We start from the raw sequence: 25,425 nt of genomic DNA on the forward strand, positions 1-25,425 counted from the left end.
GGCGCGACCGAGGTCCCTGGCCTGGCGTCAGTAAAGCATAGGCTTACCTAACGAAGATAACCCTGCCCTCACCTCCGGGCCTGTGAACCGCGTCACAGGGCTCCTGCCGCCCGCGCCGCCCGTGACGGCTGGGCGGAGCACCGTGCCCCCGTGCGGAGCCGCGTGCCTCCGAGCGGAGCCGCGTGCCTCCGTGCGGAGCCGCGTGCCCAGCTCGCGGAGCCGCGTGCCGCGACCCGCCGGCGTGTCGTGGCACGACGCTCCGCGCCGGCCGGCACGGAGGCCTCGGGCTGTCCCCCGGGAGAGGGGTCAGAGCGCGAGCGTGCGTCCCGTGAGCCGCTCGAACGCCTCGAGGTAGCGGGCCTGGGTGCGCTCGACGACGTCGTCGGGCAGCGGCGGGGGCGGGGCGTCCGACGCCCGGTCCCAGCCCGACGCGGGCGACGTGAGCCAGTCGCGCACGTACTGCTTGTCGAAGCTCGGCTGGGCGCGCCCGGGCTCCCAGCCGTCGAGCGGCCAGAACCGCGACGAGTCGGGCGTGAGGACCTCGTCGCCCAGCACCAGGGCGCCCGTGTGCGGCCCCTCGAGCGCGCGGCCGAACTCGAGCTTGGTGTCCGCGAGCAGCACGCCGCGCTCGCGCGCGATCCCCTCGGCCCGCGCGTAGACGGCGAGCGTGAGGTCGCGCAGCCTCTCCGCGTCCTGGGCGCCGACCCGCTCGACGACCGCGTCGAAGGTGATGTTCTCGTCGTGCTCGCCGAGGTCGGCCTTGGCGGCCGGCGTGAAGATGGGCGCCTCGAGGCGCGAGCCGTCGACGAGGCCCGCGGGCAGCGGCACGCCGCACACCTCTCCGGACGCCCCGTACTCCGCGAGCCCGGACCCGGTGAGGTAGCCGCGCGCGACGCACTCCACGGGGACCATCGCGAGCCGGCGGCACACCATGGCGCGCCCCGCGACGACGTCGGGCACGCCGCCGCCGTCGCGCTCCGGGGTCGCGGTGACGACGTGGTGCGGCACGAGGTCGGCGAGCTGGTCGAACCACCACAGGCTCAGCTGCGTGAGCACGACGCCCTTGCCCGGCACCGGCGTGGCGAGCACGTGGTCGTACGCGCTGATCCGGTCGCTCGCGACGACGAGGACGACGTCGCCGTCCGGGTGCGCTGCGGCGGGCACGTAGAGGTCGCGGACCTTGCCCGAGTAGGTGTGCGTCCAGCCCGGGATGTCGACGGCGGTCATGCCCCGCAGTCTCCCAGCCGCGCGCGCCGCAGCGGACGGGGTGTCCATGCGGGACCTGGCGCGTGGCGTCGCCGCGGGCCGGGGCCGCCCGGACGGCTCCGCCCGGCCATCGCCTCGCTCCCCGCCGCCGGGATGTGCGGCGCGGGTGACGTCTGGGGCTCATGCGGGTCGGTCACCGGCCGACGGGGTCCCGTGCGTCACTCCTGCACCGTGCGCCGCACGTCTCGCGCAGCAGCGCGGGTGCGCGCAGGTGCGACTCGCCGGGCTCGCGTCTCGTCGGTCTCGCGTCCCACCGGGCTCGTGTCCCGTCGGTCTCGCGTCCCGCCGGGCTCGCGTCCTGCGACGTCAGGGCACGACGTCGACCGGGGCGCCGAGGGGCAGGCCCACCTCGTTCGCGAGGCGCAGGACGTCGGCGTCGAGCAGGCGCACTCCCCCGCCGACGCCGTCCGTGCCGAGCTCGGCGGCCGACGCGCCGCCGTGGATGCCGCTGGGCTCCGCGCCGGACGCGAACTGCGCGAGGAGCGGCGGCGACCCGGACAGCCCGTACGCGAGCGCGCCGAGCCGCGAGCCGCCCGCGGGCGGGCTGAGGAGCTCGGTCACCGAGTACCGCCCCGGGGCGGGCACCCCCGTCGCGCCGAGCGCGACCGGGACCTCGAGGACGACCTCGCCCGCGTCCTCGACGCGCAGCAGGTGCTCGGCGAGCCGCACCTCGACGCGCAGCGTCGTCGCCGAGAGGGCGACGGCGCCGGCCGCGACCCACGCGGTCGCACCCGTCGTGGGGACGAGGACCTGCACGCGGTCGCCGTCCTGCGCCGTGACCAGCAGCGTCAGCGGGACCTCGGGCATCGAGGTCACCTCGGCCGCCGTGAGCGTCCCGGCGGGCGTCGGCGTCGCGGCGTCGACGAAGAGCTCGAGGGACGGCGCGAGCGCGGTCGCCAGGATCGACGGCGGCGGGCCGGTGGGCGTGGGGCTCGGGGTGGGGCTCGGGCTCGCCGCCGTCGTGGGCGGGGGCGTGCTGGGCGCGGGCTCCGGCGCCGGCGCCGAGCACGCCGCGAGGACCACCGCGAGGACAGCGGCGAGCGCGGCCGTCACGGCCGCCGCGAGACCCCGTCCGCGCCCGTCCGCGAGGCCCCACCCGTCCGCGTCCGCGGGCCGCGGGTCGTGCCGTGCCAGGACTCAGAGCTCCGGCATGCGCGCGGCGATGTCGCCGCGGTGGTGCGAGCCCTCGAGCGCGATCCGGTCGACGCCCGCGTACGCGGCGGCGCGCGCGGCCTCGACGTCCGGCCCGCGGCCGACGACCGACAGGACGCGGCCGCCGGCGGAGACGAGCGCGTCGTCGACCGTCGCGGTTCCCGCGTGGAGGACGTGGACGCCCGGCAGCGCGTCGGCGTCGTCGACGCCGCTGATCGGGTCGCCCGTGCGCACGGTGGCCGGGTAGCCGTGCGCCGCGACGACGACCGTCACCGCGGCGTCGTCGCGCCAGCGCAGCCGCGGCTGCTGGTCGAGGCGGCCGGTCGCGGCCGCGAGCAGCTCGTCGGCGAGAGGGCTCGCGAGGCGCGCGAGGACCACCTGCGTCTCCGGGTCGCCGAAGCGAGCGTTGAACTCGACGACGCGCACGCCGCGCCCTGTGAGCGCGAGGCCGCAGTAGAGGACGCCGACGAACGGCGTGCCGCGGTGGCGCATCTCGTCGACGGTCGGCTGCGCGACGCGCTCGAGCACCTCGTCGACCAGCCCGGCCGGGGCCCACGGGAGCGGCGAGTAGGCGCCCATCCCGCCCGTGTTGGGGCCCTCGTCGCCGTCGTGCGCACGCTTGAAGTCCTGCGCCGGGGCCAGCGGCACCACCGTGGACCCGTCGCTCAGGCAGAACAGGGAGACCTCGGGACCGTCGAGGTACTCCTCGACGACCACCTGCGCGTCGCCGCCGCGCGCGAGGCACGCGGCGCCGTGCGCGAGCGCCTCGGCCCGGTCGGACGTCACCACCACGCCCTTGCCGGCCGCGAGGCCGTCGTCCTTGACGACGTAGGGCGCGCCGAACGCGTCGAGGGCGTCGGCGACCTCGTCGGGCGTCGTGCAGACGTGCGCCATCGCGGTCGGCACGCCCGCCGCCGCCATGACGTCCTTGGCGAACGCCTTCGAGCCCTCGAGCGCGGCGGCCGCGGCGCTCGGCCCGAAGCACGGGATGCCGGCCGCGCGGACGGCGTCGGCCGCGCCCGCGACGAGCGGCCCCTCGGGCCCCACGACGACGAGGTCGACCTCGAGCCGGGCGGCGAGGTCGCCCACGGCCACCGGGTGCATCGGGTCGAGCGCGTGCAGGCGCGCGTGCGCCGCGATCCCCGGGTTGCCGGGCGCCGCGTGGAGCTCGTGGCCGGTCGGGGTGCCGTCGGGGCCGCCGGCGAGCGCGAGGACGACGGCGTGCTCGCGCGCGCCCGAACCGATGACGAGGATCTTCACGGTCGGCCAGCCTAGGAGGTGCGGGCGGGGGGCGCGGGCGTCCCCCGGCGAGCGGGCGGGAGGGGCGTCAGGACAGCAGGTCGTGGCGGACGATCGTGGCCTCGCGACCGGGGCCGACGCCGATGCCCGAGATCCGGGTGCCCGACATCTCCTCGAGCGCGAGGACGTAGCGCTGCGCGTTCACCGGCAGGTCGGAGAACTCACGGCACTCCGAGATGTCCTCCCACCACCCGTCGAGCTCCTCGTAGACCGGGACCGCGTGGTGGAAGTCGCTCTGGTCGACGGGCATCTCGTCGTGGCGCACGCCGTTCACGTCGTACGCGACGCACACGGGCACCTTCTCCAGGCCCGTGAGCACGTCGAGCTTGGTGAGGACGAGGTCGGTGAGCCCGTTGACGCGGCCCGCGTAGCGCGCGACGACGGCGTCGTACCAGCCGCAGCGGCGCGGCCGGCCCGTGGTCGTGCCGTACTCGCCGCCCGTCTTGCGCAGGCGCTCGCCCATCTCGTCGAGGAGCTCGGTCGGGAAGGGCCCCTCGCCGACGCGCGTCGTGTACGCCTTGATGACGCCGACGACGCGGTCGATGCGCGTCGGGCCGACGCCCGAGCCGGTGCACGCGCCGCCCGCGGTCGCGGACGAGGACGTGACGAACGGGTAGGTGCCGTGGTCGACGTCGAGCATGGTCGCCTGACCCGCCTCGAAGAGGACGGTGCGGCCCGCGTCGAGGGCCTGGTTGAGCACGAGCGAGGTGTCGGTGACCATGGGCCGCAGGCGCTCGGCGTAGGCGAGCAGCTCGGCGACCGTCTCGTCGACCGTGATCGCGCGGCGGTTGTAGACCTTCACGAGCAGGTGGTTCTTCTGGTCGAGGGCGCCCTCGACCTTCTGCCGCAGGATGTGCTCGTCGAAGAGGTCCTGGACGCGGATGCCGACGCGGCTGATCTTGTCGGCGTACGTGGGGCCGATGCCGCGGCCCGTCGTGCCGATGCGGCGCTTGCCGAGGAAGCGCTCGGTGACCTTGTCGATCGTCCGGTTGTAGCCCGCGATGATGTGCGCGCTCGACGAGACGAGGAGCTTCGAGGTGTCGACGCCGCGCGCCTCGAGCGCGTCGATCTCGCGGAACAGGACCTCGAGGTCGATGACGACGCCGTTGCCGATCACCGGGACGACGCCCGGCGAGAGGATGCCCGAGGGCAGCAGGTGCAGCGCGTACTTCTCGCCGTCGATGACGACGGTGTGGCCCGCGTTGTTGCCGCCGTTGAACTTCACGACGTGGTCGACCCGGGAGCCGAGCTGGTCGGTGGCCTTGCCCTTGCCCTCGTCGCCCCACTGGGCGCCGAGCACGACGACGGCTGGCATGGACGGTCCTTCGTTCGACGGGCTGGGAGGCGGCGCGCACGCCCCCACCGGCCACGCGCCCCCACGAGGTTACCGGAGCGCGTGGCGGGTGGACGTCGGACGGGCGGCGGACCCGGCGTCGGACGGGCCGTCAGCGCCGGAGCGCGGCGACCTCGTCGGCGCTCGTCCCGCAGTCGGCGAGGAACGTCGTGCAGCGCTCCGCCTCCTCGGCCTCGCCGATCGCCGCGGCCGCCTGCGCGAGCGCGAGCAGCGCGCGCAGGAAGCCCTGGTTCGGCTCGTGCACGACGGGCACCGGACCGGTGCCGCGCCAGCCCGCCCGGCGCAGGCTGTCGAGCCCGCGGTGGTACCCGGTGCGCGCGTAGGCGTAGGCGGCGACGTCGTCGTGACCGAGCTCCTCCTCCGCGAGCAGCGCCCACGCGAGGCTCGACGCGGGCAGGGCGCGCGCGACGTCGCGCGGCCCGGACGTCGCGAGCGCGGCGCGGGCCGCGGTGTCGGGGTGGTCGGCGGGCAGGAGCGTCGGGGCGGGGCCGCCGAGCAGGTTCTCGTGGGACATGCGCCCATCCTGCAGTGCGCGGGGGCGCCCTCCCACCGCGGGGCGTGCGACCGGCGAGGCCCGTGGCTACAGTCGAGCCCGGCACCCCCCGCCACGCATCGGAGCCCTCCCCATGATCGAGATCGCCATGTCACCGGCGACGACGACCCTCACCATCTCGGGCGACCTCGACCTCGCCGAGCGCGACCAGTTCCCCGAGATCACCGCGCGCGTCACGGGCCTGAGGCGTCAGCTGCTCGTCGTCGACATGTGCCGCGTGACGTTCATGGACTCGACCGGCGCCGCGTTCCTCATCTCGCTCGCCGACTCGGGCCGCAAGCGCGGCGGCGCCACGGTGCTGCGGGGCGTCGACGAGCGCGAGCTCTTCGTGCTCGAGGTGTGCGGCGCGCTGCCCCTGTTCCGCCTCGACCCCGAGCACGCCTGCCCGCCGATCCAGACCGCCCGCGTCTGAGCCCGACCCGCCTCAGGCGGGTGGCGGGGGCGGCGTCTCGGCGAACGGCGACGGGCGCACCCGGGCCCACACGAGCTTGCCCGCGCCCGAGGGCCGCCAGCCCCAGTCCGCGAGGCGCTCGACGATCTGCATGCCGTAGCCGCCGACCCGCCCGTGGTGGCCGTCGGTGGCGACGGGCGGCGCGGGGTTCGCGTCCTCGACCTCGATCCGCAGGCCCTCGCCGGTGTCGAAGAGCCGCAGGACGACGTGGCCCCATCCGTGCAGCACCGCGTTCGCGACGAGCTCGGAGACGACGAGCTCGGCGCTGCGCGCGCCGGGCAGGTCCCACGCCTCGCACGTCCGCGTCACCGCGTGCCGGGCGCGGGCGATCGACGCGGCCTCGCTCGGCATGGACCAGCGCCGCCGGCGGGGGGCCTCGCCCGTCGCCCGCGGCGCGGTCGCGCCGTCGGCGCGCGCACCGGCCGGGTCCCCCGGCACGCGCACGACGACGACGGCGACGTCGTCCTCGGGGCCGTCCGCGAGCCGGGCGAGCAGCTCCTCCCCCACGCCCGCCGCGTCCGTCGCGCCGACGTGCGAGGCCGCCTCGACGAGCGAGGTCAGGCCGTCGCGCAGGGTCCGGTCGCGCCGCTCGATGAGGCCGTCCGTGTAGAAGACGAGGACGTCGCCGGGGCGCAGCGCGACCTCGCCCGAGAGCCGGGGCGCCACGCCGAAGCCGACCATCGCGCCGCCCGCGTCGGCGAGCTGCACCACGTCGCCGTCGCGCGCGAGCAGCGGGGGCAGGTGCCCGGCGCGCGAGTAGCGCATGGTCCACCCGCCCTCGTCCGCGCGCTCGAGCACGGCGAGGACGAGGGACGCGGAGCGCGCCATGCGCATCCCGCCGACGAGCTGGTCGACACGGTCCAGGACCGGGCCCGGGTGACCGCCGTCGAACGCGTAGGAGCGCACGACCGACCGGAGCTGACCCATGGCGGCGGCGGCCTCGACGTCGTGCCCGACGACGTCGCCGATGACGACGGCGACCTGCTCGGCCGAGAGCTGGAGCACGTCGTACCAGTCCCCGCCGACCTGCGCGTGACCCGAGCTCGGGGCGTAGTACGTCCACACGTCGAGACCCTCGACCTCGGCCTGCTCGGGCAGCATGGCGCGCTGGAGGGTCTCGGCGAGCCGGTGCTCGCGCGCGTAGAGCCGCACGTTGTCGATCGCGACGCCGACCCGGCGCACCACGAGGTCGAGGACCGTGAGGTCGCTCTCGTCGAGCGCGGCGAGGCCGCGGCCGCCGCGCGGCACGGTGACGAGCACGCCCTGGCTGCGGCGCCGCCCCGGGATCCCGTGCACGACGACCTGGTGCGGCGCCGAGGCGCCGTCGGGCCGGCTGCGCAGCGCGACCGCGAGGTGCGCGGCGAGCCACGCCGTCGTCGGGCCGCCGTGCTCGACGCCCAGGCGCAGCTCGACGGGACCGGCGGACGCGCCGTCGAGCAGGTCCTGGACCGGGTCCGGCGGGGGCGGCCCGTCGACGTGGTCGACCGGGCGGCGCCGGTGGGTCGACGCGCTCTCGCGGAAGCCGGGGTCGATGCCGTGGGCGGCGCGCAGGCCACGGTCGGCCACGAAGAAGGCGGCCCAGTCCACGACCTGCGCCCGCAGCAGCGACGCGATGGAGCGCAGCACGTAGGGGTCGTCCAGGTCGGAGAGCAGGTCGGAGACCTGGGACACGAGCGCGAGGCCCGTGCGTGCGCGGCGCTCGACCGCGATGGACTGCTGCTGGGTCTGCGCGAACCGCACCTGCTCGGTGACGTCCACCTGGATGCCGACCCAGTGGGTCACCGTGCCCGCGTCGTCGCGCACGGGCGAGATCGAGACCTGGTTCCAGAACGGGCTGCCGTCGCGGCGGTAGTTGAGCACCGTGACCGTGCACGCGCGCCCCTCCGCGACGGCGTGGGTCATCCGCCCGGCCTCGACGAGGTCGGTGGCCGGCCCGTGCAGCAGGCTCGGGTTGCGGCCGAGCACCTCCTCGACCGCGTACCCGGTGGTCCGGGTGAACGCGTCGTTGACCCACACGATGGGCGTGTGGGGCGCGGTCGCGTCGGTGATGACGAACGAGACGTCCGTGTCCCGCAGCGCCCGGTCCCGGACCTCCGCGAGGGCGTCGGCCAGCGGCGCCGCCAGGGGGGCCGTGGGGACTGCGACGAGGTCGGCGAGGGTGGGGCCCGACGGGTGGTCGTCGGTCGGGCCCACCGGCCCCCGGTTGACCATCACCGCCTCCGATCGTCTAGCGTTCGCACCAACGCTCCGCAGCCGGACGCCCGACGGGGGCGTCGGTGGAGGTACACGTAGGAGGGAGCGACGTGCGCGACGGTAACAGCCGGACGCCGGACGGGCCTGCCGAGCCCGCCGACACGCAGGACCCGTCGGTCGTGCAGGACGAGGACACCACCGGCGAGATCCCGACCGACGGCCCCAACGAGCCCGCCTCCGTGCACGTCATCGTCCAGGACGGCCGTACGCGCATCGTGCTCTCGGGCGAGGTGGACGCCGACCTCGCCGCCGACCTCACGGAGGCCACGTCCGACGCCGAGGCGACGGGCCTGCCCATCGACATCGACGCGCAGCACGTCACCTTCATGGACTCCTCGGGCATCGCCTTCCTCGCCCGGATCGCCACGCGGTCGAGCCAGAAGGTCCGCATCCTGCGCGCCCCGGAGACGGTGCGCTTCCTGCTCCAGGTGACCCGGATCGGCGAGCTCCTCGAGCTCGTCGACGACCCGGACGTCCCCGAGGCGGGCGACGAGCCGGAGCAGCAGGCGCAGCAGAACCACGGCCTGCCGACCATCGGACCCGGCGGCCGCTCGCCGCAGACGGTCGCCCCCGGCCCGGACGACGTCGCCTGACGCACCGCCGCCGGCGCGCACCACGCTCCACGGCACCACGCACGAAGGCCGCCGCCCCGAGGGGCGGCGGCCTTCGTCGTGAGCGGGGCTCAGCGGATCTTGTTGCCCGCCGAGCGCAGCTGCTGGCACGCCTCGACGATGCGCTGGGCCATGCCCGCCTCGGCGAGCTTGCCCCAGGCACGCGGGTCGTAGGCCTTCTTGTTGCCGACCTCGCCGTCGACCTTGAGGACGCCGTCGTAGTTGCTGAACATGTGGCCGACCACCGGGCGCGTGAACGCGTACTGCGTGTCGGTGTCGATGTTCATCTTGATGACGCCGTTGTCGACGGCCTCGGCGATCTCGGCCTCGGTCGAGCCCGAGCCACCGTGGAAGACGAGGTCGAACGGGTTCTCCTTGCCGATCTCGGCGCCGACGGCCTTCTGGATGTCCGCGAGGATCGACGGGCGGAGCTTGACGGCGCCCGGCTTGTACACGCCGTGCACGTTGCCGAAGGTCAGCGCCGTGAGGTAGCGGCCCTTCTCGCCGGCGCCGAGCGCGCGGACCGTCGCGAGGCCGTCCTCGGCCGTCGTGTAGAGCTTCTCGTTGATCTCGGCCTCGTGGCCGTCCTCCTCGCCGCCGACGACGCCGACCTCGATCTCGAGGATCGTGCGGGCCGCCTGCGAGAGCGCGAGCAGCTCCGCCGCGATGACGAGGTTCTCCTCGAGCGGGATGTCCGAGCCGTCGAACATGTGCGACTGGAAGGTCGGGTTCTCGCCGCGCTTGACCTGCTCGGCCTCGTGGGCCAGCAGCGGGCGGACCCACGAGTCGAGGTTCTTCTTGACGCAGTGGTCGGTGTGCAGGGCGACCGTGATGCCGTAGCCCTTGGCGACCTCGGCCGCGTAGGCCGCGAGCGCGAGCGTGCCGGAGACGCGGTCCTTGACCGTCGAGCCGGACGCGTACTCGGCGCCACCGACGGAGACCTGGATGATGCCGTCCGACTCCGCCTCGGCGAAGCCCTGGAGGGCCGCCGTGACCGTCTGCGACGACGTGATGTTGACGGCGGGGTAGGCGAACGCGCCTGCCTTCGCCCGGTCGATCATCTCGGCGTAGACCTCGGGGGTGGCGATGGGCATGGAGACTCCTGCTCGGTCCGTGGGGGTGGTTCGGCCCCATGGTGTCACGCGCACGCGCGACCCCGTCAGGACCTCTCGCCCCCTGGTCGCGGGCGAGGTGCGCGGCGCCCGCGTGGTCGCCGACGGGCGCCACGCTGGGACACTGGGGCGTGCCCGACCCCACGCCGCCCCCGCCCGGCTCGTCCGCCCCGGAGGGCGCCGCCCCCGCCGTGCTCCCCGACGACCAGTGGCGGTGGGCGAGCGAGCACCTGCCGATCGCGTGCGTCGACGTGCTGCCGGTCGTGCGTGCGCGGGACGGGCGCATCGTCCGGGTCGGCCTCATCGAGCGGGACTCGCCGTGGGGCCGCCGCTGGTGCCACGTGGGCGGGCGCGTCCTGCGGGGGGAGCCGCTCCGCGACGGCGCGGTCCGGCACCTGGAGGCCAGCCTCGTGGGCCTGGCCGGCGACGCCGTGGCCGCCGAGCCGTACCTGGTCCGCGAGTACTTCCCGGACGCGCGTCCGGGGATGGGGGTCGACCCCCGGAAGCACGCGATCGCGTCGTGCTACCTCGCCGAGGCCGTGGGAACGGCCGACGTCGCCGCCCACGGCACCGAGGCGCGGCGCTTCTCGTGGTTCCCGGTCGACGCCGTGCCGGCCGAGGAGCACCTGTGGCCGGGGACGGCGGCGATGGTCGAGCGCGCCGTGGAGACGTCCGGCGAGAACGACCACCTCGCGGCCTACGAGGCCCTCGCCGCCCGCCAGGTGTCCCACAACGAGCTCATGTGGCAGACGCCCGCGCTCGCGATGACGGCCATGGCGTTCCTGCTCACGATCGCCCTCGGCGACGGGGAGCACTGGCAGCGGGGTCTCGCGTCGGCGCTCTCGGCGGCGGTCGCGCTCATCAGCGCCCAGCTCATGTCGAAGCACTCGGTCGGTGCGATCGCGGACGCGGAGGCGCTCCTGGAGATGGAGACCCGTCGCGGGATGCCGCGTGTCCACGCGCGCCCGGACCCGGCCCCGCAGCGGCACCACCGCTCGAGCTGGAGCGGAGGCCTGCAGGACCGGCTCGCGCGGTACCGGAGCCGCGACTGGTGGTTCACCGCGCTCGTCGCGTTCGGGCTCGTCTCCTGGCTCCTCACCGTCCAGGCCGCGGTCGCGTGGGCGGTGTCGGGCTGACGCGGGTGGCGGGGGCCGTCAGGCGTGCAGCGTGACCCACGTGTGCATCGCGATCGCCGCCGCGGCTCCCGCGTTGATCGAGCGGGTCGAGCCGAACTGCCGGATGTGCAGCACGTCGGCGCACGCGGCGCGCGCCGCGTCGGACAGCCCCGTCGACTCCTGCCCGAACAGCAGCACGCACGCGCGCGGCAGCGGGTAGCCCTCGAGCGGGACCGAGCCGGGCAGGTTGTCCACGCCCAGCACGGGCAGGTCGCGCTCGGCCGCCCACGCGACCAGGTCGGCGACGTCGGGGTGGTGCAGCACGTGCTGGTAGCGGTCGGTGACCATCGCGCCGCGCCGGTTCCAGCGCCGTCGGCCGACGACGTGGACCGCCTGCGCCGCGAAGGCGTTGGCCGTGCGCACCACGGACCCGATGTTGAGGTCGTGCGCCCAGTTCTCGACCGCGACGTGGAACGGGTGCCGCCGCAGGTCGAGGTCCGCGACGACGGCCTCGAGCGTCCAGTAGCGGTAGCGGTCCACGACGTTGCGCCGGTCCCCGTGCTCGAGCAGCTCGGGGTCGTACCGCCGCACGCCGTCGACGTCGAGCGCGGGCCACGCCGCGCGGCCCCCGGGCCACGGGCCGACGCCGACCTCGGGTGCGCCGTCGTCGGCGGTCGGGTGGTCGGGGCGCGGGTCCGGGCCGGGTGTCGGTGGCACGGCGCCAGTCTGCTCGACGTCGCACCACGGTCCGACGTCGTGCGCCCGACCGGCCGCCGTCAGCCGGTGGGGTCCGCCGCGTGGCCGGCGTTCTGACCCTGGTGCCCGTTGCCGCGCGCCCGCGTGTGACCCACACCGCCGCCCGTCTCCGGGGCCTCGGGGGTGACCACCTCGGACGGCGGCTCCGCCGGAGCCTCGGCGGCGTCAGCCTCGGCGGCCTTGCGCACCTGGCCGGGCGCGACGTCGCTCGGCGAGCCCGTCCGGTCGAGGTGACCGCGGGCGAGACCCGTGCCCTCCGCGCGCTCCGCGCGGCCGTAGGCGTGGCCGATGCCGGCGGACGCGTCGTCCTCGCCCTCGTCGGCGTCCGGCGCGTCGGCAGGGTCGTCGTCCGTGCCCTCGTCCTCCGTGCCCTCGTCCTCCGTGCCCTCGTCCTCCGTGCCCTCGTCCTCCGTGCCCTCGTCCTCGGCGGACGCGTCCTCGGTGCCGTCGGCGGGCGCGGTGACCGGCTCGACGGGTGCGACGCCCTCGACCTCGGGCGCGGGGTCGCCCTCGACCGCCGCGGCGACCGGTCCGGCGAGGACGGCGACGAGCACCGCCGCGCTCAGCGCGCCGAGCGCACGGGTCCGGCCTGGGGTCATGGGGACACCTCCTGCGCCCACGGTCGCACACGCGGGCGCGCCTGCCGATCCGCCGACCGGGTGGACCCGCGCCGCGGGCGCGCGCCGGTCACCGGCGGGCGGCGCGCCACGCCTGCGCCGCGCGCAGCCGCGAGCGCGTGTGCAGCACCGAGCCCTCGTAGAGGCGAGCGCCGAGCGCGACGAAGGCGACCGCGGTCACGAGCACGACGGCGGCCGCGACCCACGGCTCCCAGGGCGCGGCGTTGCCCAGGACGACGCGCGCGGGCATGAGCAGGGGCGCGGTGAAGGGGATGTAGGAGAGCACGCGCTGCGTCGGACCCGGGTCGATCGCGAAGACCGCGGCGAAGAACGGCACGATCACGAGCACCTGCATGACGACGGTCGTGGCCTGCAGGTCCTCGACGCGCGACGCGAGCGCGCCCGCGCCCGCCCAGAGGCACGCGAGCATGACGAAGCCGAGGAGGAAGAACACGACGAACCAGCCCGACGCGCGCAGCACCTGCCCGAGCAGCTGGCCCTCGCCCGCGACCGTCGCCGCGAGCAGACCCGCCCCGACCACGACGACGACCTGCCCGACGGCCATGAGCGTGTTGCCGACGACCTTGCCCGCGAGCAGCCGGCGCACCGGCATCGCCGCGACGAGCAGCTCGACGACGCGCGACTGCTTCTCCTCGACGACGCTCTGCGCGATCGACATCCCGAACGTGAGGACCGAGAGGTAGAAGAGGAAGGCGAAGACGAGCACGAGCAGCTCGGGCGGCACCGCACCCTCGGGCCGCGCCTCGAGCAGCGTCGACGACGGCGGCTGCGGGTTGGTCAGCGCCGCGACCGCGGCCGGGGTGAGGCCGGCCTCGGCGGCGGCCCGCTCGACCTGCACCTCGCTCGCGGCGGCGCGCACCAGCACGCCGACCTCGTAGGGCACGGACTCCGCGCCGAGCACGCGCAGCCCCACGACGTCGTCGCCCACGACGGCGGCCGAGACGTCGCCGTCGCGCACGAGGCGCTCGACGTCGGCGTCGGGCTCGACCTCGATGGGCCACAGGTCGGCCGCGGGCAGACCGCCCGCGCCGAGCAGCGCGAGCGCGGGCGGCACGTCGGGATCGGGCTCCTGCGCCTGGCGACCGAGCTCGGCGGCGAGGTCGACGACCTCGGCCGCGGCGCTGCCCTGCACCGCGACGCGGTGCTGCGGGGTCTGCTGGCCCAGGAGTACGGGCACCACGGTCGCCGCCGTGACGAGCACGAGCAGGAACGCGGTCGAGCCGAGGAACGCCTTGTCGCGGAGCTTGACCGCGATCTCGCGCGCGGCGACAACCCGCACGGAGGACCACGCGCTCGGCGACGCGTCGACGGTCACCCGGTCGTCCGCGCCGCTCACCGGACGACCTCGCGGAAGATCTCGGCGAGCGACGGCCGGACGGGCGTCAGCTCGCGGACCCGGCCGTGGCGCTGCGCCTCGGCGAGGAGCGCCTGGTCGTCCGCGTCCTCGGCGAGGTCGACCACCACGACGTGCCCCGTCTGGCTGCGCACGGAGACGCCGGGCACCTGGTCGAGGAACGCGGCGACGCCCGTCGGCGCACCCTCGGGCTCCGACGCGCGCACGCCCGCGTCGTCGACGCCCGGGTCCACGACGACCCGCAGCCGCCGTCCGGCGCGGTCGGCGCGCAGCCGCTCGGCCGGGCCCGCCGCGACCACGCGCCCGCGGTCGACGATGACGACGTCGTCGCACAGGCGCTCGACGAGCTCGAGCTGGTGCGAGGAGAAGAGGACCGGGACGCCGGCGTCCGCGCGCTCCCGCAGGAGCGCCGCCATCGCGTCGACCGCGAGCGGGTCGAGCCCCGAGAACGGCTCGTCGAGCACGAGGAGCACCGGGTCGTGCACGAGCGCCGCCGCGACCTGGACGCGCTGCTGGTTGCCGAGCGAGAGGGTCTGGAGCAGGTCCCGCGCGCGGTCGGCGAGCCCGAGCCGCTCGAGCAGCGCCCCGGTGCGCCGTCGCGCGGTCGCCGCGTCGAGACCGTGCACGCGTCCGAGGTACACGAGCTGGTCGGCGAGCGTCATCTTCGGGTAGAGCCCGCGCTCCTCGGGCATGTACCCGAAGCGGCGTCGGACCGCGGGCGTCAGCGGTCGCCCACCCAGCTCGACGCGCCCCGAGTCCGCCGCGAGGACGCCCACGACGATGCGCATCGCCGTCGTCTTGCCGGCGCCGTTCGCGCCGACGAACCCGGTCGTGCGCCCCGGCCGCACCGTGAACGACACGTCGGTGAGCGCGGGCCTGCCGTCGAAGCTGCGGCAGACGTCGACGAGCGCGAGCTCGTCCTGCTCGGTGCCCACGCGCGCTCCTCCCCGGCCCGAGGGCCCTCGGCACCGAACCTACCCAGCGTCACCACACCGGGCGCGCGGGACACCCGGACCGCGTCCGGGGCCGCCCCGTAGGCTGGGCCGGTGATCGCCTCCTCCCTCCTCGCCGACCCCGTGCTCGCCGACGCCCTCGTCGGCCGGGTGCCGACGCTGGGACCGGACTTCCTCGACGCGGACAAGCTCATCGCGTCCTTCGGCCCGTACGCGCTCATCGGCGTCGTCCTGGTCGTCTTCGTCGAGACCGGCCTGCTCTTCCCGTTCCTGCCGGGCGACAGCCTGCTGTTCACCGCGGGCATGCTCGTCGCGCAGGACACCATGCAGGTCCCGCTGTGGCTGCTGTGCCTGTCCCTCTTCCTCGCCGCGTTCCTCGGGGACCAGGTGGCGTTCGCGATCGGCCGCAAGGCCGGGCCGAAGATCTTCAACAAGCCCGACTCGCGCTTCTTCAAGCAGCAGTACATCGACCAGACGTACGCGTACTTCGACCGCTACGGCGGCCGGACGATCATCGTGGCGCGGTTCATCCCCTTCGTGCGCACGTACGCCCCGGTCGCGGCGGGCGTCGGCAACATGCGCTACCGGCACTTCGTCTCCTACAACGTCGTCGGCGCGCTGCTCTGGGGCGTCGGCGTCACGGTGCTCGGCTACCTGCTCGGCAACGTGACGTTCATCAAGGAGAACATCGAGATCATCCTCATCGGGGTGGTCGGGCTCTCCGTGCTGCCGATCGCCGTCGAGCTGCTGCGCGCGCGGAGCAAGAAGCGCGACCCGCGGTACGACGAGCCCGCCGAACGCGGCCGCGTCGCGCGCGAGGACATCGAGGGATGACGCACCGGCCGCAGGACCGCGAGATCCACGCCTGGCTCACCGACATGGACGGCGTGCTCGTCCACGAGGGCCGCGCGATCCCCGGCGCACCCGACTTCGTCCGGGCGCTGCAGGACGCCGGCCGCCCGTTCCTCGTCCTCACCAACAACTCGATCTTCACGGCGCGCGACCTGCGCGCGCGGCTCGCGGCGTCAGGCATCGACGTCCCCGAGCACGCGATCTGGACCTCCGCGCTCGCGACCGCGGACTTCCTCGCCGACCAGGTCCCCGGCGGCTCGGCGTACGCGATCGGCGAGGCCGGCCTCACGACGGCGCTCTACGAGGCCGGGTACACGCTGACCGAGTCGGACCCGGACTACGTCGTGCTCGGCGAGACCCGCACCTACTCCTTCGAGGCGATCACCAAGGCGATCCGCCTCATCCAGGGCGGCGCGCGGTTCATCGCGACCAACCCGGACGTCACGGGCCCGAGCGCCGAGGGCGACCTGCCCGCGACGGGGTCGGTGGCGGCGATGATCACGGCCGCCACGGGGCGCGAGCCCTACTTCGTCGGCAAGCCCAACCCGATGATGTTCCGGTCCGCGCTCAACCGGATCGACGGCCACTCCGAGACCACGGCGATGGTCGGCGACCGCATGGACACCGACGTCGTCGCGGGCATGGAGGCGGGCCTGCTCACCTACCTCGTGCTCACGGGCTCGACGCGCGCCGACGACATCCGCCGCTTCCCCTTCCGCCCGAGCCACGTCGTGGACTCGGTCGCGGACCTCGTCGCGCTGGTCTGACGCCGGGACCTTCGTCCCGGGCGCCCCGGCGGGGTCTGCCTACGGTGCGGCCATGGTGACCGCCGTCCCGACCCGGGCGCGGGGCCGACGTCGCCGCGGGCCCGGCTGGGTGCCGAACCAGCACGGCGCGTGGGCGATGCTCGTGCTCCCGGCCGTCGTCGGCGCGGCGCACGCGGGGGTGCGGTGGTGGCACCTCGTGCTCCTCGCCGCCTGGCTGAGCGCGTACCTCGCCTACTTCGCCGTCGGCCTCTGGCTGAAGTCCCGGCGCCGCCCCCGGTACCTGCCCCCGGTCCGCGCGTACGCCGCGACGACGGCCGTCCTCGGTGCGCTCGTCGTCGTCGGCGAGCCCGCCGTGCTGCGCTGGGGCCTCGTCTACGCGCCGCTGCTCGCCACGAGCCTGGTCCTGGTGGCGCGCCGCGCGGACCGGACCGTCACCAACGACCTCGTCATGGTCGCGGCGGCGTCGCTGCTCGCCGTGGTGGCGCACGCGGGAGCCGTCCCGACCGGCGCGGGTCCCGCCTGGCTGCCGGGTGGCGGCGACCCTCACGGGTGGGTGCTCGCCGGGGTCCTGCTCGCGTACTTCGCCGGCACCGTGCCCTACGTCAAGACGATGATCCGCGCGCGCGGCGACCGGCGGATGTACGCGGCGTCGGTCGCGCTGCACGGGGCGCTCGCCGCCGGCGCCGGAGCCTGGGCGGTCGCCGCCGCGGCCGGCGGCCTCGGGGACCTGCGGCTCGCCGTCTGGCTCACGGTCCTCGCCGTGCTGCTCGCCGTGCGCGCCGCGGTCGTGCCCCGCCGCTGGCCGGCGGCGACGCCGAAGCAGGTGGGCCTCGGCGAGATCGCCGCGTCGGCCGCGCTCGCCCTGGTCCTGCTCCTGGCCTGACGGAGGACCTCCGCGCCCCTCGCCGCGCGCCGCTGCGCCGGGTCAGGCGCCGGCGAGCCCGAGGTCGTCCAGCGTGAAGGCGTGCAGGTAGGGGACGCCGAGCGCCTCGATCTTCTCGCGAGCGCCCGTGGCCCGGTCCACGATCACGGCCACGCCCAGCACCTCGGCGCCCGCCTCCCGCGCGGCCTCGACCGCGGCGATCGGCGACGCGCCGGTGGTGGACGTGTCCTCGAGCACCACGACGCGCCGCCCGACGACGTCGGGCCCCTCGATGCGCCGCTGCATGCCGTGGGCCTTGGCCTCCTTGCGGACGACGAACGCGTCGACGTCCTGCCCGCGCGACGCGGCGGCGTGCAGGATCGCGGTCGCGACCGGGTCGGCGCCGAGCGTCAGGCCGCCCACCGCGTCGATCTCGCCGGCGCCGAGCCCGGCCTCCTCGAGCAGGTCGAGCATGACGTGGCCGACGAGCGGCGCGGCCCGGTGGTGCAGCGTCACGCGCCGCAGGTCCACGTAGTAGTCGGCCTCGCGGCCCGAGGACAGCGTCACGCGTCCGTGCACGACGGCGAGCTCGGTGACGAGGTCGCGCAGCTGCTCGCGCGGGGTGGGTCGCAGGACGAGGTCGTCGGCAGAGGTCACGGCTGAGGGCACGTCGGCAGGGGGCACGTCGGCAGAGGTCACGCCGCCAGGCTAGCGGCGGCCCCGCCGCCCCGCGGGCGCCGGGCCAGGCCGTGGGCAGCCCGGGTGATGCCTTGCCTCAGTGCTCCTCGGGGTCGTCGACCTCGACCACGGCCTCGCGCACGCGGCGGTCGCCCGACAGCGCGCGGATCGCGGCGCGCGGCAGGAGGCGCGCCACCTCGGCCGCGATCCCGTAGCGCAGGCTGGGCGTCGAGATGACGGCGCCGCGACGCACGTCGGCGAGCGCCGCGGTCACCACCGCGTCGGCGTTGAGCCACGCGAGCTGGGGGTACGCGTCGCGCTCGAGGCCCGCCCGCTCGTGGAACTCGGTGTGCACGAGGCCGGGGCACAGGGCGGTCGCCGTGACCCCCGTCCCGCGCAGCTCGACGGCGAGGCCCTCGGTGAACGTGCGCACCCAGGCCTTGTGCGCCGAGTACGTGCCCATCGCCGTGAGCGCCGCCACGGACGACACGTTGAGCACCGCGCCGCGGCCGCGCTCGACCATCGGCCCGACGGCGGCGTGCGAGAGCACCATGACGGCGCGCACCATGACGTCCAGCGCCTGCTCGTGGGCCGCGAGGTCGCCCCCGACGAACGACTGGCCGAGGCCGAAGCCGGCGTTGTTGACGAGCAGGCCGACAGGACGGTCCCGGTCCCGCAGCCGCTCGGCCACGCGCTCGACGTCGTCCCGGACGCCCAGGTCCGCGGAGATCACCTCGGCGCGGACGCCCGCGGCAGCGCGCAGCTGCGCGGCGAGGCGGTCGAGCCGGGTCGCGTCCCGGGCCACGAGGACGACGTCGTGCCGGGCGGTCGCGAGCTGCCACGCGAACTCCAGACCCAGCCCGGCGCTCGCTCCGGTGATCAGTGCCGTAGCCATGCGGCCAGCCTACGGTGGGCCGCCCTCGCGGCGCGGGACCCACGGGGGGACGCGGCGCGGGCACCTGCTCGGCAGGCGGCGGCCCGGCCGGCGTCGGCGGCGGCCGGTAGCGTGCGGCGCATGCGGATCGCGACCTGGAACGTCAACTCCGTCCGGGCGCGGGCCGACCGCGTGGCCGCGTGGCTCGAGCGCACGGGCACGGACGTCCTGGCGATGCAGGAGACCAAGTGCGCCGACGCCCAGTTCCCCTACTCGGTCTTCGAGGCCGCGGGGTACGAGGTCGCGCACGTGGGCGTGAGCCAGTGGAACGGCGTCGCGGTCGCCTCCCGCGTGGGGCTCGACGACGTCGAGGTGGGGTTCCCCGGGCAGCCGACCTTCGGCGGGGAGGCGCCCGTGGTCGAGGCGCGCGCGCTCGGCGCGACGTGCGGCGGCGTGCGCGTGTGGAGCCTGTACGTGCCGCACGGCCGCGCGGTCGGGGACCCGCACTACGTCTACAAGCTCGAGTGGCTCGCGCGGCTGCGCGACGCCGCCCGCGGCTGGGTCGACCCGACCACCGGCGACCCGCACGCGCCGATCGCCCTCGTCGGCGACTGGAACGTCATCCCCCTCGACACGGACGTGTGGGACGTCGCCGAGTTCGACGGGCACACCCACGTGACCGCCCCCGAGCGCGAGGCGTTCGCCGCCTTCGCCGACGCCGGGTACACCGAGGTCTCGCGCGTCTTCGTCCCGGACGAGCACACGTACACGTACTGGGACTACAAGCAGCTCGCGTTCCCGAAGAACAAGGGCCTGCGGATCGACTTCGCCTGGGCGTCGCCGGCGCTCGCCGCGCGCGTCACGGGGGCCTCGATCGACCGCCAGGAGCGCAAGGGCGCGGGCCCCTCCGACCACGTGCCCGTCGTGCTCGAGGTCGCCTGAGTGGCGCGCGCGACCACCCTCGCCGGCCCGCTAGGGTCCACCGCGTGAGCGCGCCCTGGTCCCCGCCGCCCCCGCCGGGGGACGCGCCCGAGCCGACGTCGTCCCAGCCGGCAGAGCCCGAGCCCGCAGTGACCGCGCCCGCAGTGACCGCACCCGCAGTGACCGCACCCGCAGTGACCGCACCCGTAGCGCCCCAGCCCGCACCGCTGTGGCCGACCGCGCCCACGGGCCCGGGCCCCGTGGACGAGCCCGTGGCGGGCTCGTGGTCCGCGCCACGCACCGACCCGTCGGCCGCGCCGCACCGGGGCGGGTACCTCGACGAGACCTACCCCGCCGAGGGCTTCGGGGTCCAGGCGGAGGAGCCGCCGCCGCCGTGGCAGCGGGGCCCCGCGACGTTCCCCTCCGGCCCGTACCCCGGCGCGCCGGGCGGGTACCCGGGCGCGCCCGGCCCCTACCCCGGCGCGCCGGGCGGGTACCCGGGTGCGTACCCCGGCGCCCCCGGCCCGACCTCGGTCCACGTGCAGCCGGGCCACCCGGGCGCCTCGTCCCCCGCGGCGCCGGCCACCACCTACCCGCAGACCCCCTACCCGCCGGCCGCCTACCCGGCCGCCCCGTACGGCGGTCCGGTGCCGTACGGGGTGCCGGCCACGGGCTGGTCCGCGCCGCCCCCGCCGCAGGACGGCCTGTCGATCGCCTCGCTCCTCGTCGGCGTCCTCGGCCTCCTGTCGTGCATCGGCGTCTTCGTCGGGCCGGTCGCGCTCGGGCTCGGGATCGCCGGGCTGCAGCGCATCAAGGCGCGCGGCACCCGGGGCCGCGGGCTCGCGATCACCGGCATCGTCACGGGCTCGATCGGCACGGTCGCCGCTCTGCTCGTCGTGCTCTCGATCGCGTCCGACCCGCAGGGGTTCCTCCGGTGAGCGCGAACGGCGGCGGCTACTACCCGCAGGAGCCGTACTACGCGCCCGGCTGGTCGGGCCCGGCGGCCCCCGCGCCGCCGCGCCGCAGCCGGACGCCGCTCGTGGTGGCGCTCGTCCTCACGGGCGTGCTGGTCCTCGGCCTGGCCGCGTGGGGCGTCGTCGTGCTGCGGCAGGGCATGCAGACGCGCGTGCTCGGCGAGGTCGACCGTCCGACGTCGGCGCACAGCCGCCAGCTCGACGTCGGCCACTGCGTCGTGGGCCTGCCGTCGGACGGCGAGGTCGGCCAGGTGGACCTCGTGCCCTGCGCCGACCCGCACGTCGCCGAGGTCGTCGGCGTCCACCCGTTCCGGGCCGACGCCTGGCCCGGTCAGCGCGCCGTCGACGACGAGGCGGCCGCGGCGTGCGAGATGGACTCGGCCCAGGTCGCGGCAGGCTTCCGCGCGGTGGTGTGGTCGCCCTCCGAGGAGAGCTGGGCGCAGGGCGACCGCCGCGGGCTGTGCCTCGCGTGGCTCGACGCCGGCGAGGCGCGAGGCTCGTTCGCGGCGGGCGACGAGGTCACGACGGACTGACCGGTCCGCCGTCGAGCGGGACGCGCAGCAGCCGCTGCACGTGGTCGCGGACGACGGCGGCCATGTCGACCGAGGCGCGGTCGAGCAGCCACTGCACCTGGAGCCCGTCCATGAGCGCGGCGAGCGCCGACGCCGCCGTGACCGGGTCGACCCCGGGCACGAGGACGCCGTCGGCCGCGGCCTGCTCGAGCACCGCCGTGAACTGCCGGCGCGTGGCGCCGTACCGCTCGACGAACCACGCGTGCGCGGGGTGGTCCGGGTCGACCGCCTCGGCCGAGAGCGTCGCGTGCAGCTCGACGATCGCGGGCACCTCGGCGTTGTGCTCGACGAGCCGCACCAGGTCCCGCAGCTGGGTGAGCCCGTCGCCCGTGCCCGGGAGGTAGCGCTCGGAGTCCAGCTCGTCGCGCCGCTCGAGGACGGCGGCCAGGAGCGCGGCCTTGGTCGGGAAGTGGTGCAGCAGACCGGGGTGCGTCAGCCCGGCGCGCGCCGCGACCTCGCGCAGCGATGCCGACCTGTACCCGAGCTCGCCGAAGAGCCCGGTGGCGACCTCGACGACGTGCCGCCGGGTCGCCCGGCCCTTCGCGTACCCGCGTCGGGGGGCGACCGCGGCGACGTCGTCGAGTGCGCTCACCCGGGCATCATCCCGCAGCGGCCGCGCCCGGCTCGGCACCCGCGACCAGGACGGCGTCCCGCGCGCCCGGCCGGACGACGAGGCCGCCGCCGTCGGCCGCGTCGCGGTCGACCGTCACGGCGCCGCCGTCCTGCACCTCGCCCGAGAGCAGCATCCGCGCGAGGCGGTCGCCGATCTCGCGCTGGACGAGGCGGCGCAGCGGCCGCGCGCCGTACGCCGGGTCGAAGCCCTCGATCGCGAGCCACTCGCGCGCGGCGGGCGTGACCTCGAGCGAGAGCCGGCGGTCCGCGAGCCGCTCGGCGAGGCGAGCGACCTGCAGGTCGACGATCGAGCCGAGCTCGGCGAGCGTGAGCGCGTCGAACAGGACGACGTCGTCGAGCCGGTTGAGGAACTCGGGCTTGAACGCGGCGCGCACGGCGCCCATGACGGCCTCGCGCTTCGCGGCGTCGTCGAGCAGCGGGTCGACGAGGAACTGCGAGCCGAGGTTGGAGGTGAGCACGAGGATGACGTTGCGGAAGTCGACGGTCCGGCCCTGGCCGTCGGTGAGGCGGCCGTCGTCGAGCACCTGGAGCAGGACGTCGAACACCTCGGGGTGCGCCTTCTCGACCTCGTCGAGGAGCACCACCGAGTAGGGGCGGCGGCGCACGGCCTCGGTGAGCTGGCCGCCCTCCTCGTAGCCGACGTACCCGGGCGGGGCGCCGACGAGGCGCGCGACCGAGTGCTTCTCGCCGTACTCCGACATGTCGATGCGGACCATCGCGCGCTCGTCGTCGAAGAGGAAGTCCGCGAGCGACTTCGCGAGCTCCGTCTTGCCGACGCCCGTGGGACCGAGGAACAGGAACGAGCCCGTGGGGCGGTCGGGGTCGGCGACGCCCGCGCGCGAGCGGCGGACAGCATCGGACACCGCGGACACCGCGGCGGCCTGCCCGATGAGGCGCTCGCCGAGCACCTCCTCCATGCGCAGCAGCTTGGCCGTCTCGCCCTCGAGCAGGCGGCCCGTGGGGATGCCCGTCCAGGCCGAGACCACCTCGGCGATCTCGTCGGTGCCGACCTTCTCCGCGATCATCGGCGCCTCGGCCGGCCCCTCACCCTCGGGACGCGCCTGCTCCGCCTGCTCGGCCTCCGCGATCTGCTTCTCGACCGCCGGGATCTCGCCGTAGAGGAGGCGCGACGCCGTCGCGAGGTCGCCCTCGCGCTGGGACCGCTCGGCCGCGACCTTGAGCTCGTCGAGGCGCACGCGCAGCTCGCCCACGCGGTTCTGCCCGGCCTTCTCGCGCTCCCACCGCGACGTGAGGGCGGCCAGCTCCTCGCGCTTGTCGGCGAGCTCGGCGCGCAGCTTCTCGAGCCGGTCGGCCGACGCGGGGTCGTCCGCCTCGGCCTCGGCCAGGTAGGACTCCTCCATGGTGAGGCGGTCGACGGCGCGCCGGAGCGCGTCGATCTCGACCGGGGAGGAGTCGAGCTCCATGCGGAGCCGGGACGCGGCCTCGTCGACGAGGTCGATGGCCTTGTCGGGGAGCTGCCGCGCGGGGATGTAGCGGTCGGCGAGCGTCGCGGCCGCCACGAGTGCGGCGTCCGAGATGCCGACCTTGTGGTGGGCCTCGTAGCGCTCCTTGAGGCCGCGCAGGATCGCGACGGTGTCCTCGACCGACGGCTCGCCGACGAAGACCTGCTGGAACCGCCGCTCGAGCGCCGGGTCCTTCTCGATGCGCTCGCGGAACTCGTCGAGCGTCGTCGCGCCGACCATGCGCAGCTCGCCGCGCGCGAGCATGGGCTTGAGCATGTTGCCCGCGTCCATGCTGCCCTCGGCGGCACCCGCCCCGACGACGGTGTGCAGCTCGTCGATGAAGGTGACGACCTCGCCGTCGGACCCCTTGATCTCCTCGAGCACGGCCTTGAGCCGCTCCTCGAACTCGCCGCGGTACTTGGCGCCCGCGACCATCGACGCGAGGTCGAGCGCGATGAGGCGCTTGCCGCGCAGCGACTCGGGCACGTCGCCGGCGACGATGCGCTGCGCGAGGCCCTCGACGACGGCCGTCTTGCCGACGCCCGGCTCACCGATGAGCACGGGGTTGTTCTTGGTGCGCCGCGAGAGCACCTGCACGACGCGGCGGATCTCGGCGTCGCGCCCGATGACCGGGTCCAGCCGGCCCTCGGCCGCGGCGGCCGTGAGGTCGACGCCGTACTTCTCGAGCGCCTGGTAGGTGCCCTCGGGGTCGGGCGTCGTCACGCGCGCGGACCCGCGGACCGCGGGCAGGGCGGCGGCGAGCGCGTCGCGCGTCGCGCCGACGGAGCGCAGCGCCTCGGCGGCGGGCGAGCTGCCCGCGGCGATGCCCAGGAGCAGGTGCTCGGCCGAGACGTACTCGTCGCCGAGCGCCTGGGCCTCCTGGCCGGCGGCCGTGAGCGCGGCCGACGTCGCGCGCGAGATCGCGGGCTGCGCGACGGAGCCGCCGGACGCGGCGGGCAGCGTCGCGACCGCGGTGGTGAGGCGTCCGGCGAGCGCGGCGCGGTCGACGCCGACCGCGTCGAGCAGGCCGACGGCGACGCCACCGTGCTGCTCGAGCAGGGCGCGGAGCACGTGCACGGGCTCGATCTGGGGGTGGCCCGCGGCCGACGCCGCCTGGATCGCCGCAGCGAGCGCCTCCTGCGACTTGGTCGTGAACTTCTGGTCCATCGGTGTGCTGCCTCCGTGCTCCTGCTGGTCGTGCGGCGTGGTGCTGCTGCGGTGCGGGACCGCCCGTGTCAGGGCAACCTCCGCAGAGTTGAGTCTATTCCGCTCAACTCTGGTCCGCGAGCGCGTGCGAGGGCCCGCTCGTCGGCGGCCGTTGGTCCTGTGCGGGCCGTGGCAAACGGCGGGATGATGGGACCGGCCGTGACCCGGCCCCCGACCCGAGAGGAGGCCTTCATGCCGATCATCGTCGGCTGGACGCCCACGCCCGAGGGCGAGGCAGCCCTCGCCCAGGCCCTGACCACGGCCCGCACGCGCGGCTCCGAGCTGCTCGTCGTCAACGTGTCCCCCACGAGCGACCCGTCCGGCGCCACCTTCGCCAGCGACCGCGAGGTCGCGGCGGTGCAGGGGCGGCTCGACGAGTCGGGCGTGCCGTACACGCTGCGCCAGCTGGTCCGCGGCAAGGACGCCGCGGAGGAGATCGTGGGCCTGGCGGGCGAGCTCGACGCCGAGCTCGTGGTCATCGGCCTGCGGCACCGCAGCCCCGTCGGCAAGCTGCTGCTCGGCAGCCGCTCGCAGGCGATCCTCCTCGACGCCCCGTGCCCCGTGCTCGCCGTCAAGGCGCCCCCGCGCGCGGCCTGAGGCCCGCACCCCGCACGACCCGCACTCCCGCACCCCCGGGCGCCGACCGCCCCGCCCCGCCCTGACGCCGAGGTCGCTGGTCGCCGCCGGGGTCGCTGGTCCTGACCAGCGACCCCGGGAGGGGGCCGCGGCCCCGGCGGGGGGGGGGGGGCGCGGGGG

The 25,425-nt window shown here is 75.9% G+C and carries 25 protein-coding genes; 10 read left to right on the forward strand and 15 right to left on the reverse strand.

The window, feature by feature from the left end:
- Nucleotides 1–306: 306 nt before the first annotated feature.
- The 5 genes from JIG38_RS13960 to JIG38_RS13980 all read right to left on the reverse strand — a co-directional run bounded on the left by JIG38_RS13960 (nucleotide 307) and on the right by JIG38_RS13980 (nucleotide 5,585).
- Nucleotides 307–1,227 carry a phosphoribosylaminoimidazolesuccinocarboxamide synthase gene (locus JIG38_RS13960; RefSeq protein ID WP_199424430.1) on the reverse strand — a complete coding sequence of 307 codons (921 nt, stop codon included), beginning with the start codon at nucleotides 1,225–1,227 and terminating at the stop codon, nucleotides 307–309.
- A 345-nt stretch (nucleotides 1,228–1,572) separates the two neighbouring features.
- Nucleotides 1,573–2,319 carry a L,D-transpeptidase gene (locus tag JIG38_RS13965; protein ID WP_199424431.1) on the reverse strand — a complete coding sequence of 249 codons (747 nt, stop codon included), beginning with the start codon at nucleotides 2,317–2,319 and terminating at the stop codon, nucleotides 1,573–1,575.
- An 84-nt stretch (nucleotides 2,320–2,403) separates the two neighbouring features.
- Complete coding sequence (purD, locus tag JIG38_RS13970; RefSeq protein WP_199424432.1) at nucleotides 2,404–3,678, reverse strand: phosphoribosylamine--glycine ligase; 1,275 nt, start codon at nucleotides 3,676–3,678, stop codon at nucleotides 2,404–2,406.
- 67 nt (nucleotides 3,679–3,745) lie between these two features.
- Nucleotides 3,746–5,032 carry an adenylosuccinate synthase gene (locus JIG38_RS13975; RefSeq protein ID WP_199424433.1) on the reverse strand — a complete coding sequence of 429 codons (1,287 nt, stop codon included), beginning with the start codon at nucleotides 5,030–5,032 and terminating at the stop codon, nucleotides 3,746–3,748.
- Between the two features lie 130 nt (nucleotides 5,033–5,162).
- A complete protein-coding gene (locus JIG38_RS13980; protein WP_199424434.1) occupies nucleotides 5,163–5,585 on the reverse strand; it encodes a DUF3151 domain-containing protein in 423 nt (140 codons plus the stop codon).
- Between the two features lie 112 nt (nucleotides 5,586–5,697).
- Here JIG38_RS13980 and JIG38_RS13985 point away from each other — a divergent pair, with 112 nt between their 5' ends.
- Nucleotides 5,698–6,036, forward strand: coding sequence for an STAS domain-containing protein (locus tag JIG38_RS13985; protein WP_199424435.1), 339 nt, complete (start codon nucleotides 5,698–5,700; stop codon nucleotides 6,034–6,036).
- Between the two features lie 12 nt (nucleotides 6,037–6,048).
- Here JIG38_RS13985 and JIG38_RS13990 read toward each other — a convergent pair whose 3' ends face one another.
- Nucleotides 6,049–8,286, reverse strand: coding sequence for an ATP-binding SpoIIE family protein phosphatase (locus JIG38_RS13990; RefSeq protein WP_199424436.1), 2,238 nt, complete (start codon nucleotides 8,284–8,286; stop codon nucleotides 6,049–6,051).
- Between the two features lie 92 nt (nucleotides 8,287–8,378).
- Between JIG38_RS13990 and JIG38_RS21085 the strand changes: the two genes are divergently transcribed.
- Nucleotides 8,379–8,921: an STAS domain-containing protein gene (locus JIG38_RS21085; protein WP_199424437.1), complete on the forward strand. Its 543-nt coding sequence runs from the start codon at nucleotides 8,379–8,381 to the stop codon at nucleotides 8,919–8,921.
- Between the two features lie 89 nt (nucleotides 8,922–9,010).
- On the opposite strand, the gene fbaA is transcribed toward JIG38_RS21085, so the two are convergent.
- Nucleotides 9,011–10,033, reverse strand: a complete 1,023-nt coding sequence (gene fbaA, locus JIG38_RS14000) for a class II fructose-bisphosphate aldolase (RefSeq protein ID WP_199424438.1) — start codon at nucleotides 10,031–10,033, stop codon at nucleotides 9,011–9,013.
- Nucleotides 10,034–10,182: 149 nt separating this feature from the next.
- Between fbaA and JIG38_RS14005 the strand changes: the two genes are divergently transcribed.
- On the forward strand, nucleotides 10,183–11,187 hold the full coding sequence (locus JIG38_RS14005; protein WP_199424439.1) for a DUF4916 domain-containing protein: 1,005 nt from the start codon (nucleotides 10,183–10,185) through the stop codon (nucleotides 11,185–11,187).
- 18 nt (nucleotides 11,188–11,205) lie between these two features.
- Here JIG38_RS14005 and JIG38_RS14010 read toward each other — a convergent pair whose 3' ends face one another.
- The 4 genes from JIG38_RS14010 to JIG38_RS14025 all read right to left on the reverse strand — a co-directional run bounded on the left by JIG38_RS14010 (nucleotide 11,206) and on the right by JIG38_RS14025 (nucleotide 14,849).
- Nucleotides 11,206–11,883 (reverse strand): TrmH family RNA methyltransferase, encoded by a 678-nt coding sequence (locus tag JIG38_RS14010; RefSeq protein ID WP_199424440.1) that lies wholly within the window; start codon nucleotides 11,881–11,883, stop codon nucleotides 11,206–11,208.
- Between the two features lie 59 nt (nucleotides 11,884–11,942).
- Nucleotides 11,943–12,521, reverse strand: coding sequence for a hypothetical protein (locus JIG38_RS14015; protein WP_199424441.1), 579 nt, complete (start codon nucleotides 12,519–12,521; stop codon nucleotides 11,943–11,945).
- Nucleotides 12,522–12,609: 88 nt separating this feature from the next.
- Entirely contained in the window at nucleotides 12,610–13,896 is a 1,287-nt protein-coding gene (locus JIG38_RS14020) for an ABC transporter permease (RefSeq protein ID WP_199424442.1), read from the reverse strand.
- A complete protein-coding gene (locus JIG38_RS14025) occupies nucleotides 13,893–14,849 on the reverse strand; it encodes an ABC transporter ATP-binding protein (RefSeq protein WP_199424443.1) in 957 nt (318 codons plus the stop codon). Before JIG38_RS14025 ends, JIG38_RS14020 begins: the two co-directional genes overlap by 4 nt.
- A 114-nt stretch (nucleotides 14,850–14,963) precedes the next feature.
- Here JIG38_RS14025 and JIG38_RS14030 point away from each other — a divergent pair, with 114 nt between their 5' ends.
- Genes JIG38_RS14030 through JIG38_RS14040 form a run of 3 tightly spaced genes read left to right on the forward strand, consistent with a single transcriptional unit; the run spans nucleotide 14,964 to nucleotide 17,369 of the window.
- Complete coding sequence (locus JIG38_RS14030) at nucleotides 14,964–15,701, forward strand: VTT domain-containing protein (RefSeq protein WP_199424460.1); 738 nt, start codon at nucleotides 14,964–14,966, stop codon at nucleotides 15,699–15,701.
- Entirely contained in the window at nucleotides 15,698–16,486 is a 789-nt protein-coding gene (locus JIG38_RS14035; protein WP_199424444.1) for an HAD-IIA family hydrolase, read from the forward strand. Before JIG38_RS14030 ends, JIG38_RS14035 begins: the two co-directional genes overlap by 4 nt.
- 52 nt (nucleotides 16,487–16,538) lie before the next feature.
- Entirely contained in the window at nucleotides 16,539–17,369 is an 831-nt protein-coding gene (locus JIG38_RS14040; protein WP_199424445.1) for a YwiC-like family protein, read from the forward strand.
- Nucleotides 17,370–17,411: 42 nt separating this feature from the next.
- On the opposite strand, the gene pyrE is transcribed toward JIG38_RS14040, so the two are convergent.
- On the reverse strand, nucleotides 17,412–18,005 hold the full coding sequence (pyrE, locus tag JIG38_RS14045) for an orotate phosphoribosyltransferase (protein ID WP_307844940.1): 594 nt from the start codon (nucleotides 18,003–18,005) through the stop codon (nucleotides 17,412–17,414).
- A gap of 118 nt (nucleotides 18,006–18,123) precedes the next feature.
- Complete coding sequence (locus JIG38_RS14050) at nucleotides 18,124–18,921, reverse strand: SDR family NAD(P)-dependent oxidoreductase (RefSeq protein WP_199424447.1); 798 nt, start codon at nucleotides 18,919–18,921, stop codon at nucleotides 18,124–18,126.
- 120 nt (nucleotides 18,922–19,041) lie between these two features.
- Here JIG38_RS14050 and JIG38_RS14055 point away from each other — a divergent pair, with 120 nt between their 5' ends.
- From JIG38_RS14055 to JIG38_RS14065, 3 genes are read left to right on the forward strand one after another with little or no spacing between them, the layout of a single operon-like run.
- A complete protein-coding gene (locus tag JIG38_RS14055; RefSeq protein WP_199424448.1) occupies nucleotides 19,042–19,842 on the forward strand; it encodes an exodeoxyribonuclease III in 801 nt (266 codons plus the stop codon).
- A 44-nt stretch (nucleotides 19,843–19,886) separates the two neighbouring features.
- Nucleotides 19,887–20,759 (forward strand): DUF4190 domain-containing protein, encoded by an 873-nt coding sequence (locus JIG38_RS21090; protein WP_199424449.1) that lies wholly within the window; start codon nucleotides 19,887–19,889, stop codon nucleotides 20,757–20,759.
- On the forward strand, nucleotides 20,756–21,328 hold the full coding sequence (locus JIG38_RS14065) for a septum formation family protein (RefSeq protein WP_199424450.1): 573 nt from the start codon (nucleotides 20,756–20,758) through the stop codon (nucleotides 21,326–21,328). Before JIG38_RS21090 ends, JIG38_RS14065 begins: the two co-directional genes overlap by 4 nt.
- Here the strand turns inward: JIG38_RS14065 and JIG38_RS14070 are convergent.
- Both JIG38_RS14070 and clpB read right to left on the reverse strand, forming a co-directional pair.
- Nucleotides 21,315–21,959, reverse strand: coding sequence for a TetR/AcrR family transcriptional regulator (locus tag JIG38_RS14070; protein WP_199424451.1), 645 nt, complete (start codon nucleotides 21,957–21,959; stop codon nucleotides 21,315–21,317). The two genes, JIG38_RS14065 and JIG38_RS14070, sit on opposite strands and share 14 nt — an antisense overlap.
- Before the next feature lie 7 nt (nucleotides 21,960–21,966).
- A complete protein-coding gene (gene clpB / locus JIG38_RS14075) occupies nucleotides 21,967–24,630 on the reverse strand; it encodes an ATP-dependent chaperone ClpB (RefSeq protein ID WP_199424452.1) in 2,664 nt (887 codons plus the stop codon).
- Nucleotides 24,631–24,861: 231 nt separating this feature from the next.
- Between clpB and JIG38_RS14080 the strand changes: the two genes are divergently transcribed.
- Complete coding sequence (locus JIG38_RS14080) at nucleotides 24,862–25,266, forward strand: universal stress protein (protein WP_199424453.1); 405 nt, start codon at nucleotides 24,862–24,864, stop codon at nucleotides 25,264–25,266.
- Nucleotides 25,267–25,425 lie beyond the last annotated feature (159 nt).

Origin of the sequence: Actinotalea solisilvae (assembly GCF_016464425.1) — a bacterium.
In the GTDB taxonomy this organism is placed as follows: Bacteria; Actinomycetota; Actinomycetes; order Actinomycetales; family Cellulomonadaceae; genus Actinotalea; species Actinotalea solisilvae.

Excerpts from the sequence above, each read along its gene's own strand:
- JIG38_RS13960 (WP_199424430.1), bottom strand. The coding sequence starts at position 1,227 with ATGACCGCCGTCGACATCCCGGGCTGGACGCACACCTACTCGGGCAAG.
- JIG38_RS13975 (WP_199424433.1), bottom strand. The coding sequence starts at position 5,032 with ATGCCAGCCGTCGTCGTGCTCGGCGCCCAGTGGGGCGACGAGGGCAAG.
- JIG38_RS13980 (WP_199424434.1), bottom strand. The coding sequence starts at position 5,585 with ATGTCCCACGAGAACCTGCTCGGCGGCCCCGCCCCGACGCTCCTGCCC.
- JIG38_RS13985 (WP_199424435.1), top strand. The coding sequence starts at position 5,698 with ATGATCGAGATCGCCATGTCACCGGCGACGACGACCCTCACCATCTCG.
- JIG38_RS13990 (WP_199424436.1), bottom strand. The coding sequence starts at position 8,286 with ATGGTCAACCGGGGGCCGGTGGGCCCGACCGACGACCACCCGTCGGGC.
- fbaA (WP_199424438.1), bottom strand. The coding sequence starts at position 10,033 with ATGCCCATCGCCACCCCCGAGGTCTACGCCGAGATGATCGACCGGGCG.
- JIG38_RS14015 (WP_199424441.1), bottom strand. The coding sequence starts at position 12,521 with ATGACCCCAGGCCGGACCCGTGCGCTCGGCGCGCTGAGCGCGGCGGTG.
- JIG38_RS14035 (WP_199424444.1), top strand. The coding sequence starts at position 15,698 with ATGACGCACCGGCCGCAGGACCGCGAGATCCACGCCTGGCTCACCGAC.
- JIG38_RS14040 (WP_199424445.1), top strand. The coding sequence starts at position 16,539 with ATGGTGACCGCCGTCCCGACCCGGGCGCGGGGCCGACGTCGCCGCGGG.
- JIG38_RS14050 (WP_199424447.1), bottom strand. The coding sequence starts at position 18,921 with ATGGCTACGGCACTGATCACCGGAGCGAGCGCCGGGCTGGGTCTGGAG.
- JIG38_RS14055 (WP_199424448.1), top strand. The coding sequence starts at position 19,042 with ATGCGGATCGCGACCTGGAACGTCAACTCCGTCCGGGCGCGGGCCGAC.
- clpB (WP_199424452.1), bottom strand. The coding sequence starts at position 24,630 with ATGGACCAGAAGTTCACGACCAAGTCGCAGGAGGCGCTCGCTGCGGCG.
- JIG38_RS14080 (WP_199424453.1), top strand. The coding sequence starts at position 24,862 with ATGCCGATCATCGTCGGCTGGACGCCCACGCCCGAGGGCGAGGCAGCC.